Source organism: Gimesia maris, assembly GCF_008298035.1.
Classification (GTDB): domain Bacteria; phylum Planctomycetota; class Planctomycetia; order Planctomycetales; family Planctomycetaceae; genus Gimesia; species Gimesia maris.
This window is the reverse complement of sequence record NZ_CP042910.1, coordinates 950,001-963,841: the sequence shown is the minus strand read 5'-3', so window position 1 is coordinate 963,841 and position 13,841 is coordinate 950,001. Positions and strand designations below refer to the sequence as shown.

The 13,841-nt window shown below is 51.6% G+C and carries 12 protein-coding genes (1 of these 12 only partly in view); 5 read left to right on the top strand and 7 right to left on the bottom strand.

Annotated elements, in window-relative coordinates:
* Positions 1-53: 53 nt before the first annotated feature.
* Complete coding sequence (locus GmarT_RS03605; RefSeq protein ID WP_002644297.1) at positions 54-1,622, bottom strand: hypothetical protein; 1,569 nt, start codon at positions 1,620-1,622, stop codon at positions 54-56.
* Positions 1,619-2,758, bottom strand: coding sequence for a hypothetical protein (locus GmarT_RS03600; RefSeq protein ID WP_002644298.1), 1,140 nt, complete (start codon positions 2,756-2,758; stop codon positions 1,619-1,621). The genes GmarT_RS03605 and GmarT_RS03600 overlap by 4 nt, the downstream gene beginning before the upstream one ends.
* A 428-nt stretch (positions 2,759-3,186) precedes the next feature.
* On the opposite strand from GmarT_RS03600, the gene GmarT_RS03595 reads away from it, so the two are divergent.
* The 3 genes from GmarT_RS03595 to epmA are packed head-to-tail and all read left to right on the top strand — an operon-like array spanning position 3,187 to position 8,536.
* Complete coding sequence (locus tag GmarT_RS03595) at positions 3,187-6,978, top strand: FHA domain-containing protein (RefSeq protein WP_002644300.1); 3,792 nt, start codon at positions 3,187-3,189, stop codon at positions 6,976-6,978.
* Positions 6,979-7,022: 44 nt separating this feature from the next.
* A complete protein-coding gene (locus GmarT_RS03590; protein ID WP_002644301.1) occupies positions 7,023-7,496 on the top strand; it encodes a DUF1499 domain-containing protein in 474 nt (157 codons plus the stop codon).
* The gene (gene epmA / locus GmarT_RS03585; RefSeq protein WP_002644302.1) at positions 7,493-8,536 is read left to right on the top strand and encodes an EF-P lysine aminoacylase EpmA; all 1,044 of its coding nucleotides are present in this window, start codon (positions 7,493-7,495) and stop codon (positions 8,534-8,536) included. Before GmarT_RS03590 ends, epmA begins: the two co-directional genes overlap by 4 nt.
* An 11-nt stretch (positions 8,537-8,547) precedes the next feature.
* On the opposite strand, the gene GmarT_RS03580 is transcribed toward epmA, so the two are convergent.
* Positions 8,548-9,540 carry a DUF1559 family PulG-like putative transporter gene (locus GmarT_RS03580; protein WP_052301208.1) on the bottom strand — a complete coding sequence of 331 codons (993 nt, stop codon included), beginning with the start codon at positions 9,538-9,540 and terminating at the stop codon, positions 8,548-8,550.
* A gap of 647 nt (positions 9,541-10,187) precedes the next feature.
* On the opposite strand from GmarT_RS03580, the gene GmarT_RS29360 reads away from it, so the two are divergent.
* Positions 10,188-10,325, top strand: a complete 138-nt coding sequence (locus GmarT_RS29360) for a hypothetical protein (protein WP_002644303.1) — start codon at positions 10,188-10,190, stop codon at positions 10,323-10,325.
* Here the strand turns inward: GmarT_RS29360 and GmarT_RS03575 are convergent.
* The 4 genes from GmarT_RS03575 to GmarT_RS03560 all read right to left on the bottom strand — a co-directional run bounded on the left by GmarT_RS03575 (position 10,306) and on the right by GmarT_RS03560 (position 13,129).
* The gene (locus GmarT_RS03575) at positions 10,306-10,776 is read right to left on the bottom strand and encodes a hypothetical protein (protein WP_149302432.1); all 471 of its coding nucleotides are present in this window, start codon (positions 10,774-10,776) and stop codon (positions 10,306-10,308) included. The genes GmarT_RS29360 and GmarT_RS03575 overlap by 20 nt on opposite strands.
* Positions 10,777-10,886: 110 nt before the next feature.
* On the bottom strand, positions 10,887-11,090 hold the full coding sequence (locus tag GmarT_RS03570; protein WP_002644306.1) for a hypothetical protein: 204 nt from the start codon (positions 11,088-11,090) through the stop codon (positions 10,887-10,889).
* A gap of 222 nt (positions 11,091-11,312) precedes the next feature.
* Positions 11,313-12,638, bottom strand: a complete 1,326-nt coding sequence (locus GmarT_RS03565; RefSeq protein WP_002644307.1) for a Gfo/Idh/MocA family protein — start codon at positions 12,636-12,638, stop codon at positions 11,313-11,315.
* Positions 12,639-12,784: 146 nt separating this feature from the next.
* Positions 12,785-13,129: a hypothetical protein gene (locus tag GmarT_RS03560; RefSeq protein WP_002644308.1), complete on the bottom strand. Its 345-nt coding sequence runs from the start codon at positions 13,127-13,129 to the stop codon at positions 12,785-12,787.
* A gap of 116 nt (positions 13,130-13,245) precedes the next feature.
* Here GmarT_RS03560 and GmarT_RS03555 point away from each other — a divergent pair, with 116 nt between their 5' ends.
* A protein-coding gene (locus GmarT_RS03555) for a tetratricopeptide repeat protein (protein WP_002644309.1) crosses the window boundary here: on the top strand, positions 13,246-13,841 show its 5' portion. Its footprint extends 541 nt past the window's final position; only the first 596 of its 1,137 coding nucleotides appear in the window; the start codon lies at positions 13,246-13,248; the stop codon falls past the right edge of the window.

Genomic DNA, 13,841 nt, shown 5'->3' with positions numbered 1-13,841 from the left:
CGAATATGAACCGAATTTCATCAGAGCGTCATATCTTGTTTTTGTACCGGCGGCTATTCAACCGTATCGGCTGCTTCCGGCAGGGGAGTCGGGGATAGCTGTGCGTTCCGAATCCGGACCACCGTCAATTCATCAGAACGGCGTTTGCGGGCGAGTTGAATCACCAGCGACTGACTGCTGGTTTCTCCGTAAATCCAGAGTTCGTTGATTTTCCCTCCCGAGATGCTGCGGCCGATCTGGGTGGGCGCCCCCAGTACTTTTTTCACCTGATCCCGGTTCATGCCTGCCACCACGGTCCCGTTTCGAATTGCCTTGCGGATCGGGTCATCCCGAAATTCTTTGACTTCTTCCGGGTTGAGCCACTGATCTTTCTGCAACATGAATCCCAGTCTTGCCAGCAGAAGGGATGCTTCCGCTGATTTAGGATTCAGCTCCCAGGCGCGCAACAGAACTTTTGCGGCGGCCTGTTTATCATCGGTCAGTTCTATCAGATCACGGGCGAGCCGCACGCGACCGTCTGCATCGTTGGGGTCCAGTTTTTTACGGCGGGACTCAATCCAGTTCACCAGCGTCTGCTTTGCTTTGTCTTTTTTTCCCCGCCTCTGAAATTCCTGTGACAGATCGAGTACATACTGACGCGGCAACTCGGCGACACGGTTGAAATCAAAATCAAGCTGCATGTTCTGATATTGCTGAACCAGTTCTGTCCGTTCGGGAAGTTCTTTGGCAATGGCAGCTGCTATTTCAAAACCATTGCTCCCCCCCTTCGCCAGATTTTTCAGAATCCTGTCGAGCACAATCTCTGCATAAAACCAGCGCATTAACCGGTTTTGTTTTGCCTCGTCTGACTGCTGAAAGATTTCGAGCTGATTCTTGAGGTACTGCTCTCGTTCCTGGGGATTGTCTTTGTCTTGCGGCGTTTTCGCGGTCGGGAAGAATTTCAAAATCTGACTGAGCAACGGTTTCTCATCCGCCTGGGGCTGTTTCTGCAGTTCTTTCCATTCGAGTACCAGTGCCTCGTGCTGCAGTTCGCGGGAGAGTTGTGGATTCAGCTTGTATTCCTGAACACGATCGGCCAGTTTGAACAGTGTTTCCGGCTGTTTGACGATCAGCTGATTGTACTCCGCTTTCACTCCCTTGCGATAAGCGTCCTGTGCCTTTTGTTTCAATTCGTCATCGTTATAAAATTCTGCCCGGTTGCTGGCCCAGTCTCCCAGGGAATACCATTCGCGCGGATCGGTCAGATCAATTTTGGATTCTTCCGTGACGAAATACTCCATGTCGTCCGGCATTTTTTTCAGGCCAGTAATTTTGAACAGAATGCGACCATTCTCTCGCGCCAGCTGCCCGGTGATTTCCACATTTTGCACGGAGTTATCCAGCTTCGGAGTCTTGCCGGCATAATAAAAAGGGATCGGGCAGTTGCGAAATCGCAGGGACAGCGAATTGAAAGTGGAGATCCTGCCTTCCAGCGTCTGGGGGACTCCAAGCAGCTTATCCCATTTTTCGCGCTGGCTGACAAAATTCTGAATGCTGCGGTCGGCGGCACGGGAAACAGTCTGAAGGCCGAGCACCGCCAGCAACAGGATCAGGCATCGCAGGTATGTTTCTGATTTTTTCATTCTGTCAGTCCCAGAAATCGGGATTGTTGATTTAATAGCTTTTCGATCTGTTCGCGATTCTGAAACTCGTCGAACTCAATGCCGAGCAGTTTGTAAAGTTTCAGATGCGACCAGAGAAAAGCGGTTTTGCCATTCAGCTCGATAATTCCGGTATCAGGGCGACTGGCATCCTGTTGAAAGTCGACAATCTGAGCCGCAAATATGACGGGTTGCCCCTGATGAGATTCCAGATACTCTTCAAACGCCGGTTCAGTCAACTCCAGATACAGCGTGTATTCATCCAGCAGCACAGGCAGATTCAGGCGATACCGGGATTGTTCTGTTTCCTCCAGAGACTCGACAGGCAGGAGTGTTGCTTCAAAGATGATCCAGGTATCTGCATAACGCACCTCGAACAGCGTTTTCCAGCTGTCGACTCCCGACTGTTTGATTTGAACGACTGCTTCTTCCGCGATTTCGAACAGCGGCGAAACCGCCTGGGTGTTCATCGCCAGCAGTTCGCGAGATGTCTGGCGGATTTCGTTGGCCGCGGGATCGGTACGCCCCAGAACAGTCAGCGCCTGGAAAGCTTCCTGATAGGCGTCGTTGGCGGCGATCAGATCTTCCTGTTCCAGCATTTGATTCCCGGTCTGTGTGGCCGCTTTGAGTGCGTCGCTGGCCTGTTCCATTTTGCGACTGTTCAGGATTCCGTACCCGGTCAGCCCTACAATCAGAATGATTCCCGCCAGGATACCCCGGAATGGTGTAATCAGACGGGTCCGGGGTGCCGGCAGTTCAAACGGGGAGACTTCTGCTCTGGTCTCGGTCGCCGAATTCGCTTCCGCAGGTTTCCGGGCCTCCTGCTTCGCTTTACGTTTCTCTCGTAAGCGGGTCACAAATGCCGAATTCAATATGAAATCGGAAAGCTGCTGCTGTTTCGGTAACTGCTTCTTCTTTTTGCGCGCTTTGGGGGCAGGATATGTATTCCGCGGGAGGATGAAATAGGCTTCATTGCATTGCTGACAGGCATGTCGATAGGGGCCTTTCCGCCGGTAGCCCGACAGGCTGACGCCACAGACGCAAACGATTTCGTAGGGCTCGGGAATGTCCTCCTCGCGTCGTTTATTTTTCGAAGGGATTTTCAGCCAGTCAGCCATAAAAACGATACCGCTTTTGCACGAGGTAAGGTATTGCCCGAAGCGAATTTACCCTGAATTTGAGATTGGAAAATGACTCCCCCTATTATAGGCATCCCGACTGCAGATGTCACAGGTCTCTCCACTGGAGAGGCAAGGGATGAGAAATATTGTCTGAAATTCATCGTATTTTCAGAAATAACAGCAGACATTTGACCGCTACAACCGGTATTTCCGTGTCCAGTCACCCGACAGTTTTATTTAAGAGAATTCCCTCCTTTTGTGCAGGACCCAAAGTTTGACCGACCCGGTTTTCCAAGGTATATGCCAGTAGAAATACTATGTTTCTTTTTTGAATCATCGACGTTGATTTCACGCGATACTGGTCAGTACGGATCCGTTCCGCCTCTATTCAAAAATCAAATGACGCGATTTTCTGGAGTATCAGGATGTTAACAACATCATCCCCGCATGCGCAGATCACTCAGAACACTGGGAAGCCCTCTCTCCAGATTTCTCTGCAGCCATTAACTCATCAACTGCCTCCGCTGAAACTGACGACCGGTGAATACACTGTCGGCTCGGCTGCGACCTGTGCGGTTCAGATTCAGGTTCCGGGCGTTGCCGCAGAACATTGCCGGATTATTGTGGGTGAATGTGATGTCATTCTGAAAGCCATCGATCCCCGTATCTGGTCCAACGATCGACCAGTCCGCCAGCTCAGACTGACTGCAGGAACCAGATTTTTTATCGGCCCGATTGAATACCAGGTGGAGTCCGTTGAACCGTTCTCTGCTTCAGAAACCATTCCAGAGTCCCAACCCGCGACCGGTTCCACCAGCAGCCAGCAGATTGAAATCCCTGCCGAACTGATGGAAATCGCAAACTTTCAAAGTGCGCTGCAGGAACGACAGAAACTGATCAAACAGATTGAAACAGAACAACAGGAGCTGCAGAAGGAAATGCAGTTGCAGGAAGCCGAACTGGCACAATGGCAGCAGCAACTGATGGCAGAGAAACAGCAGGCGGCCCAGAACCCTCCACAGCCTCAATTTGATGCTTCCTCCCGGTCTTTTGACGAATCCATTCTGGAACTGGATCAGAAACTGCAGCAACTGGACCTGCTCAAAGGAGAGATCACACAGGAACAGGCAGAACTGCTTTCGCATCAGGATCAGGTTTATCAACAACAGCAGCAACTGACCCACCTGGAAAACGCACTGTTATCAAAACAGGAAGCACTGTCTGACGAATCAAGACTGCTGGCCCATGGGTGGCTGGATCTGGAAGCACAGCAAAACGCAACGCGGACAGAACTGGAAACGGAACAGGCACATCTGGAAGCAGCAATTCAACAACAGGAACAGCAGCTCCATTCTACAGAACAGGTAGAGCAGGCCTGCCTGGCACAGGAACAGCAGTTGCAGGAAGAACAGAGCCGCCTGTCCGAACGCGAAGCCAATCTGGAAACAGAACAGCAACGACTGCAGACGTTGAAACAGGAACTGGACAGACAGCAACAGTCACTCGATGCGGAACAACAGACACTGGCCGCGCAACGCGAACAGCAGACAGAACTGGAACGACAGCAGCAACAACTTCAGCAGGATCTGGAGCAGCTGGCAGTCAATCGCCAGCAGTTGGAAGAACAGCAGACCGAACTTCAGCATCAACAGAATACGCTGTCTGAAGAGCAGGCGAAAACACAGGAACTCCAGACAGAATTAGAGCAGAAGAGCGAGGCTCTGACAGAACTGGAAGCCGAAATTTCGAAACGTCAGAACAGCATTTCGGAACAACAGGAACAGCTGGAGCAGTTACAGGCCGAACTGACTTCCCGAACCACCGCGCTCGAATCAGAACAGCAGAAATTACAGGATGAACGCGAAACACTGAGCCAGCAGGTTACCGAGTTTGAAGAACAGAAGATTCTTTTCGAGAATGCACAATCCGAGTGGGATAATGCACGACAGACTCTGGAACAGGATCAGGATGAACTGAAAGCAGCTCGACGGAAGCTGGATCAACAACAGGCTGATCTGGAACAGTTACAGACAGAACTTGAACTTCAGAAGCAGGATCTGGAAAAACGGGAACAGCTGCTTGCTGAACAGGAAACACAGCTGGAAACAAAACAGTCAGACTTGAGCAGCGCTGCAGAAGCTGTGGCATCGCAGGAATCACTCGAAGAAGTGAACCGGGAACGTGAACAGCTCGCATGTGACCGGGTGCAGCTGACGACCGAACAGGATAGATTGAAACTCTCTCAGTCCGAGTTACAGGATCAGCAGCAGAAACTGCAGGAAGAACTGCTTACTTTTGCAGAGCGGGAAAGCCAGTTCGCTTCACAGCAGGAAGAACTCAAGTCCTTACAGGACGCGCTTGCAGAACAGAAACAGGAATGGGAACAGGAACAGGCGGCGTTCCAGGAATCACTGGCTGAGTTCGAACAGGCGCGTGAGCAGCTGGAAACAGAACAGGTTGATTTCTCGAAATTGAAAACGGATCTCGAAGAGGAACGTTTAACCTGCGAACGACAGCAGGAAGAAGTAACAGCCCGCGAGCAGGAAATCAAAACACGCGAAGCAGAACTGACAGCCAGGGAACAACAAGTCAACGAACTCCAGGCAGAACTGCAGTCGCAAGCAACTCCCAGTGAACCGTCAGAAGAAGAGCAAGACTCCACTGCTGCCAGGCAGTTAGAACTTCAACAGCAACAGGAAGAACTGGAACTACAGCGAACCGAACTGGAAGAATTACAGTCAGAACTGAAACAGCGGGAAGAACAATTATCAAAGCGGGAAGAAGAACTGCTTACACAACAGACAGAAGCTTCTGACACGCAGGCCGCTTTGGAAGACCTGGCTCATGAAAAAGAAAAACTGGCCCTGGATCATGACCAGCTGAGCATTGATCGTGAGGAGATAGCCCGCCAGCGGGAACAGCTGAAATCGAACCAGGTTCAATTTGAAAAGGACCGGGGAGAACTGGAAGACCGTGAACGAATTTTAGAGATTCGTGAGCAGCAGCTCGCCGAGAAGGAAAGTCTGCTGGCCGAAGTTGGTTTGACATCTCCTGACAACCCTTCCGCGCCTGATGGCCTTTCCACAACAGAAGACTCATCAGCGTGTCAGACTCTACCTGAAGAGAGCAAAACAGAAGCCCCTTTCACTTCCGGTACAGAAACTGAAACGCCGGCAACCGGGTCACTGCTGCAGTCATTTATTAATGATTATGCGGAGTCCGAACTCGAAACAGAAACCGAAGCAGAACCGGCAGTTCCTCTAAAAACAACCAGCCTGCTGGATCTTTTCAATGAGAAAAATGACGCCACTGCAGGGGAAGCTGCTCCCGCGTACCAGGCGGATTCGTTTCTACCCGAGGAGCAGTTTCAGTCTGCTCAAACAGAAAGTGAACCAACACAGGATGAACTGGACAACGCAGAAGATTCCAACTCGATTGCCGCCTATATGGAACAGCTGCTGGCACGCTCCCGTGGAAAATCCGAGTCGACACAGTCTGCCAAGCCCAATTCCGCAGCGGGACACACCAGTCAGAAACCCGCAACGAAGACCAGTTCTACTTTACAACCTCAAGTGGCCAGTTCGTCGGACAGCGCCGCGCTGAATTCCAGCGTCTCCATGGAAGAAAAACTGGCAACCCTCAAACAGGCACCTGCGCATCAGCAGGATAAAGATGCCGTCCGCAACGCCATGAATTCCTTCCGGGATGTCGCCAATTATTCTGCCCGCATGGCAATCGCCCGGCATTCACTCAAACATCAGAAAACAGATCTGATCTTTAAAGGAATCTTGAGCGGGCTCTGTGTTCTGTTCTCTCTCATCATCTTCGGAGAAGCATTCTGGGGATCCAACAGCCTGGGCATCTTCAAGTGGGCCGCGCTGGCTGTCACGATTGCATCGACAGCCCAGTTTCTGCGAGGCTGGAATGAAGCACGCGGTTTACTCTCATGTAAAATCCCTGAAGAAGCAGAACAGCCAGCAGCAGTAACGGTACCGACTCCCCCGACTGCGAACTTGCCGGAACAACAGAAATTTACTCTGGACGCCTTGAATGAAGAGGTGGATTCACTTTCTGAACAGTGGGAACAGTTGTCAGCCGAGGAGGAACAGTTACAATCTCTGAAAGAAGATCTGTTTAAGAAACCAGGATACAAATCACAGACAGACGAACCTGATCAGTCTCAGGCTCCAGATTCGGAAATGGATCAAGACCCATAAACACAACACCGCCTGCTCAAGCTAACAGGAGACGTATTAGAAACATGTTGATTTTCTGGTGCGTCTCTTTTTTATTAGCCGCTTACCTGCTGATTCTCGGCATCAACTGGGTATCGAAACCTGTGACTCAACCGGGCGCCGTTGAGGGCAGACTCGCTCCCTGCCCTGATTCTCCCAACTGTGTCTGCTCACAGGACCAGAGCGAACTGCATCAGATTGCCCCGCTGCACTTCACGGGAACGGTGGCTGAAGCGCGCCAGCGTCTGCTGGATGTGCTCAAACAGCAGCAGGGATGCCTGATTGTGACCCAGGAGGGTGATTATCTGAGGGCTGAATTTCGCTCCTTTCTCTTCGGTTTCGTGGACGATGTTGAGTTTCTGTTTGATTCCCGTCAGAATGTGATCCAGGTCCGCTCTGCATCCCGTATCGGCCATTCGGATCTGGGTGTGAACCGGAAACGAATCGAAACCATTCGCTCAATATTCTCTCGCGAAGATCATTCAGCTTCTGACCAATGAATCAGTCCCACTCCGACTATCTGCCCACCGCAACCATAGAAACGCTGCAGCAACGCAGCCAGCTGCTGCGCGCCATTCGGACCTTCTTTGAATCCCGTGGATACTGGGAAGTCGAAACCCCCCTGCTCTCCCGCGATACCGTGGTTGATGCCTATATCGATCCGTTCCTTACTCACTGGCATGCAGCGGAGGGCACAACTGACAATCCGGGAGAACCACGATATCTGCAGACATCGCCGGAATTCGCCATGAAACGCTTACTGGCGGCTGGCGCAGATCAGATCTATCAGATCACACACGCCTTCCGACAGGCAGAACGGGGAGAACGCCACAACCCGGAATTTGCCATGCTGGAATGGTATCGGCGGGGCGAAACGCACCACGATCAGATGACGTTCGTTGAAGCACTTGTGCGGGACGTCTACGCTGAAGCTGCTACCGTAACCGATTCAAATCGGCACAGCGAACTTCCCGACCAACCATTTACGCGATACGCCTACGAAGACGCATTTCTCCAGTTTGCAGGCCTCTCGGCACTGAATGCGACGGCTGAAGAGTTCCGGCAGACCGCAGAACAACATTCGATTTCTGTTCCAGCAGATTTTGATACCACTGACTGCCTGAGCTGGCAGAACCTGCTGCTGGTGGAACTGATCGAACCGGCGCTCGGCGAGAAAGGGGCCGTCTTCATCTACGATTATCCCGCCTCTCAGGCCGCCCTGGCGCGCATCAGACAGGAAGACGGTTCAGCAGGAGTGGCAGAGCGTTTTGAGCTCTACCTGCAGGGCGTAGAGATCTGTAACGGCTATCATGAATTAACGGATGCGGCTGAACTGCGGACGCGGATCAGACAGCAGTCTGATATACGAAAACGGGAGAAACGCCCCGCGTTGCCTGCAGAAAGCTATCTTCTGCAGGCGATGGAAGCTGGGTTACCCGCATGTGCAGGCACGGCGCTGGGTTTGGACCGCTTGTTTATGCTCGCTTTAGGAAAGCAGACTCTTCAGGAAGTGATTGCTTTCCCTGTAGAACGTGCCTGATTCAGAAGCGCCTACCATTCGCCGGTCATACGCTCGCCATCGTTGCGAACACAGAGCTGACGGAAAAGATTTCGATCGATATTTGTTGCCATTGATTTGGCGGACCCATCACAGAGCGCAAAGTGAACCAAATCACCGTGCCAGGAACCAAAGGTCATATGGTACGGAGCACCAGTTTGACCGCTACGCTCGGGAACGCCGTCAAAATTCTGACCACTGTGGAAGTCAGTCCCTCCAGTGCTGGTCACAAACCCTGATACCGCGCTATGGCTGTCCGCCCAGAAACCAAACGCCGATTCACCAAACATCAAGGTATTCGTCATTCCATCACCGATGTCGCGTTCACTCACGGCACTATTACCATTATATACGCCACCCTGGAAAATCGCTGAATAAGGAGCTTCACTTTCAAATCCTTCCAGAGTTCCGCCGACGCCTCGATACGTCGCATACCCCAAACCGCGGGGACGATTAGCAGGCAGCGATGCGCTGGGACAGACATAACTCTCAATGGCAACGGTACTCGCGTTTTTGCTGTCATCCGAAAATTTGTCGGTCTGGTAATTGATGTTAACCGTGGTCTGATCCATTTGAGGCAGCAATAATGCCTGCCAGCCCCAATAGGGAGAGAGTTCCCATTCCGTGAGTTTATATTTCTGCATCTGACTTTGTTGTGATTGACGCACATCAAACAGCACCATTTCGGAAAAGGCGACATTTGCATTGTCGTAATTTCCTATCAGAGCCCCCATATCATCATAGAGTTTGCTATTAATCCAACCTGAAGGATAGCAGCGGTGAGCCCCTTCGTAGTTTTGTGCGGCAAGAGCCAGCTGTTTCAGGTTATTGATGCACTGAGTCCGACGGGCACTTTCGCGTGCTTTTTGAATCGCAGGCAGCAGCATCGCCGCCAGCAGCGCGATAATAGCCATCACCACCAATAGCTCGATCAGAGTAAATCCACGACGGGATGAGTGCTTGGAATCTGGTACGAAGTTGCGCATCGATAACTCCCTGAATGTGAATGTCGCTACCCCAGCCTGATGCTTGATTGACGGGATTGGGCTTTTAAATTCGTTAACGAAAGGACCTGACTCTATTGATATTTTCCACACTGGCAGCGTGGAAGTCAATTATGAATCGACTTTTCTACCGGTAGTTTTGTCCAGAACCTCTAAGCAAATTATTGTAAACCAAGATTCGGCTAAACGCAAACAATGCCGGGACTTCAGCCTGTTTTTGACTGAACCGGCATCTCCCACGGCTCGCCTGATTCGGACTATGACTCTCGTTATAACGGACTTTGAGCCAACGTTGCTACTGCGCTCTTTCAGTCAGTAGCAACGGAGTCAGGGCGTACCACTTGATCCTGTTTCTTACGTGATTTGTCTGTTTTTTAATGGAGTTTTTTCTGAAAACCACATCGATCCCCGCTTCAGACGGCATCAATGACCTTATTTGAACCTGCCAACAGTGCCGAGTCCATATCTGAATGACTGCGATCTGCTCCGCGTGGAAATCTGATAAGTCAGAGTACGGCCTGTGAATGACTCAATAATTTTAATCCTCTCTGACACCGGTCTACGTTCACTTGAGCACCCCCGGCATTCATCGCTTTCCTCTTCGCCCGCAACACAGACGGGATCTGATCATGACGCTTTTCCAATTCCTGGTGTTATTTGTCCTGTATTACCTGATCTACAACGTCCGCAGGAACAACCAGCGCATCCGCAAACTGAAGCAGGATGTAGCGCAGCTGCAGGAAAAGCTCAAGACAGAGGATGGCTGAAGAAGGATTCGGTCTTGTCTGACAGTCGCCGACGCTGCCACCAGCGCAACCCCGGCTCAAGAATGAGTAACAAAATACACTGACCCCCATACAGCCACACGTACATCAATGCCTCCGTTGATGCATACCCGGAATTTTGCGGAGGATTTCGATAGCGGAAGATCAGAAAGAAGCCTTCCATCACCAGCGCCAGAATGAGTAATCGCAGCAGTAGTGAAGGTCGAACCAAAGTCTGTTTCCTGCTCCAGAACAGCAGCGCCAGGTTCCCTGCCACTACGGGCAGGCAAATGGGGGTGGAGCTCATAATGAACACAGGCCCTGCCAACATTGATGTAAAAGCAATTGGTACAATTGATGTTGCGATAACCGCCGCTACCAGAAAAACAAGGTAAGGCATCCGGGGGATGGTTGCCAGGCGCTGACAGCCCGTCTGAACCAAACGGTTTCCCATTTGATACCACCGGACAAACGTCGGTATGCGCTCTGCAAGTTTCATCGGTATCCTTTACTGTTCCTGCAGTTGGTTCATCAATCAGTGTTTCCGTTGTCTCTGCATACCTGTCAGAGCAGGCACACTTTCATAAAAAACCACATGAGCGCCAACAGACCGAAATTGATCGGGAAGGCACGGAAGAAAAACGGCGGAGAAACCCGATCCCGGACACTGCGGAAGATCAGTGCGAGCGTATCGATCAGGCCCACTGCCGAAATGAAGAGCGTGGCAAAATAACAGAAAACGAGTAGCCCAAGTAAATTCCCATCCATGCATCCGCCTGTGTAAGACGCAATCTCCCAATGGCAATAAGGTATAAACAGAACCGAGTACAGCAGTACGCTCCAGTAGATCACGGTCCGCGTCTTGGAAAAGTGGGATATCATTAAAGTGCCGCTCCAGTAACGGTTTTCGAGAAAAAACGGTTCGCTGGAGATTCAGGCGGAAAGCAGAAAGAAACATCACGGAGAAATAACCGAAATTTGGCCGTTCCGTTAATAAAACCGTGTCTTGCCGGGCTGGGCCACGGGCGCAATGCTCAACGGACCGAACGTGTATTCCTTTGGCGTCAGGTCTTCTTTGGAATTCCAGGCTTCGTCCCAGGTCACATTTTTTCCCGTGTAAGAGGCCATGCGTCCCATGATGGCCATCAGCGAACTTTTCGCAGCGTACTCACCATTGCAGAGGGGCGTATCGGTTCGAATACTGTTAAACAGGGCCGCGTGTTCCTGCACGTAGGGCAGATCCTGGGTTCCGTTTCTGTTGCGACCGCGGGCCCGGCTGTACCGCCAGGTTTCTGCACCGCTGAGCGTATTCCGATTCAAGTCGGCGGTTCCCTTTTCGCCGAAGACCAGTTGAGACGTATCGATGTCGGTGCCATCCTGCTGGCGACAGAAGGCAAAACAGCGTTGTCCGCCGCTGTATTCATAACAGATGGCATGATGATCAAAGATGTGACCGTACAGTGGATCGGTACGCGACTGACGGCCCCCGAGACCGAAACATTGGACGGGATATTCATTCTGCATGACCCAGGACATCAGGTCGAGCCCATGCACGTGCTGCTCCACCAGCTGTCCCCCCGAGAGCCAGCTGAAGTAGTACCAGTTGCGCAGCTGCCATTCCATGTCACTCCATTCAGACTTGCGGGGATGTGACCAGAGGCCATTGATATTGTAGTTGGTCTGCAGGGTCACGATCTTACCGAGTTGACCGTCATGAATACGGTTGACCGTTTCCTGCATGGCTTTACTGTAGCGGAGCATCAAGCCGGACATGATCGACAGTCGTTTCTGTCGCGCCAGGCGACAGGTTTCCATCACAGACCGCACGCCGGGTGCATCGACCGCCACCGGTTTTTCAGCGAAGACATGTTTGCCGGCTGCGATTGCCTGTTTCAGATGGGCAGGGCGAAAATGCGGAGGCGTGGTCAGCAGCACCACATCGACGTCGGTCTTTAATAACTTTTCACAGGCATCGAAGCCGACGAATTCCTGACTCGGATCAACGGCGTACTGGTTGCCGATCGTTTTTTTAATCCGATCCGCACTCGCTTTGAGTTTGTCAGCAAAGACATCGGCCAGCGCCACGAGTTGTGTATTCGGGTCCGCCTGCATCGCATTGACCGCGGCACCGGAACCACGGGAACCACAGCCAATCAGCCCCACGCGCAGTGTATCAGCCTTGTTTCCAGCACCAGCCCAGACCGCAGGCGCCACAGCCAGCCCCGCCGCAGTCGCTGTACCCGCCTGGTGGAGAAATGTCCTGCGCGAAACAGATTTGTCTTCGTTGGGGGAAAGATCCTCGGTGTGATCGCTCATTGGAATCGTCTCCGGAATTCATGCTGGTAACAGATTATCACTGCTATTCAGCATGACAGAGTGCAGGCGGGATGTCTAGAACAAGGACGAATTCAGCGGGCAGAGGGAGCGTGTAGTGAATCAGAAAAGCTGACCGACGCGACGGATTATGTAGAAAACAACGTTTGATTTTCAAGTTCGAGGACAAACGCCGGTCCGGTTTCTTCTGGGTGCCAGCCTTGCTGTTGCGCCTGTTTGACAATCGTTCGTATGTGCCTTGGTGTGATGACAGGATAATCTTTACTGGTTTTGACACCCGGTTCAGAAATATCCAGCCAGAAATCACGCGTTATCAGACCACGGACTTCCAGCCGCGAGCCGCCCGACTCTCTTTGTACGGTCACATTCAGGCGAAAATTTCTGTCATCGTCCGGGCTCATTGCAGAAACTTTGTAGCGGAAGGTTTCTTCTTCGATCATGATTCGGCGGCTGTTCTTGCGGTTTAACGCCATGTTTGCGATTTCCCGGAAACCTGATTCTGAATTTGCTTACCTGTCGCGATTTCTGTATTCTCTTTTGTACACAATTCGAATCCCGTATTAAACACCATTTCTGACAGTCAAATCTCATGCCCGAGTATTTTTATACGGCGACAGACACGACCGGCAAACGCAGGACAGAATGTATTCAGGCCGCTTCGGCGCAAGAGGCTCTGCAGCAGCTGGAGAAGAATGAGTATCAGGAGATTGTGCTGCATACCGATGATGTTTCGGCTGCTACTTCGGATATGATGACCCGAAAAGTGTCGGTCAATGATGATCTGACCGCGGCCGACTATGTGGCACTTCGCACGATAGGCGACTTCGGTTTTTTTCTTTACCTGACGAAAAAACTGTATTGGCAGATACGCTGGTATCTTCTGGTGGGTGGCCTGTTGAACCTGTTCGTCATCCTCACTGCGACTGATTTTCAGCGCGAATATGCGAACATCGGCCATAGCATATTTCTGTTCTTTGTGTTACTTCCTCCCGGTATTTCCTTATTTATCACTCTGTTCTCACCATCCCGTCAATTCAATCAGATACAGGAAGACTTTTACTGGGGGAGATGGAACGAGGTACTGCAGCGGCTCCCCAAAGCCCGTAAGCATTTACCACCGATTGAAGCGATGGGGCGGGAAGCAGCTTGCCTGGCGGGGCTGGGCAGACTGGACGAAGCTTTGAA

What these genes read in the sequence shown, in the direction of transcription:
- GmarT_RS03605 (WP_002644297.1), bottom strand. Translation starts at nt 1,622, where the DNA reads ATGAAAAAATCAGAAACATACCTGCGATGCCTGATCCTGTTGCTGGCG.
- GmarT_RS03600 (WP_002644298.1), bottom strand. Translation starts at nt 2,758, where the DNA reads ATGGCTGACTGGCTGAAAATCCCTTCGAAAAATAAACGACGCGAGGAG.
- GmarT_RS03595 (WP_002644300.1), top strand. Translation starts at nt 3,187, where the DNA reads ATGTTAACAACATCATCCCCGCATGCGCAGATCACTCAGAACACTGGG.
- GmarT_RS03590 (WP_002644301.1), top strand. Translation starts at nt 7,023, where the DNA reads ATGTTGATTTTCTGGTGCGTCTCTTTTTTATTAGCCGCTTACCTGCTG.
- epmA (WP_002644302.1), top strand. Translation starts at nt 7,493, where the DNA reads ATGAATCAGTCCCACTCCGACTATCTGCCCACCGCAACCATAGAAACG.
- GmarT_RS03580 (WP_052301208.1), bottom strand. Translation starts at nt 9,540, where the DNA reads ATGCGCAACTTCGTACCAGATTCCAAGCACTCATCCCGTCGTGGATTT.
- GmarT_RS29360 (WP_002644303.1), top strand. Translation starts at nt 10,188, where the DNA reads ATGACGCTTTTCCAATTCCTGGTGTTATTTGTCCTGTATTACCTGATC.
- GmarT_RS03575 (WP_149302432.1), bottom strand. Translation starts at nt 10,776, where the DNA reads ATGGGAAACCGTTTGGTTCAGACGGGCTGTCAGCGCCTGGCAACCATC.
- GmarT_RS03570 (WP_002644306.1), bottom strand. Translation starts at nt 11,090, where the DNA reads ATGGATGGGAATTTACTTGGGCTACTCGTTTTCTGTTATTTTGCCACG.
- GmarT_RS03565 (WP_002644307.1), bottom strand. Translation starts at nt 12,638, where the DNA reads ATGAGCGATCACACCGAGGATCTTTCCCCCAACGAAGACAAATCTGTT.
- GmarT_RS03560 (WP_002644308.1), bottom strand. Translation starts at nt 13,129, where the DNA reads ATGGCGTTAAACCGCAAGAACAGCCGCCGAATCATGATCGAAGAAGAA.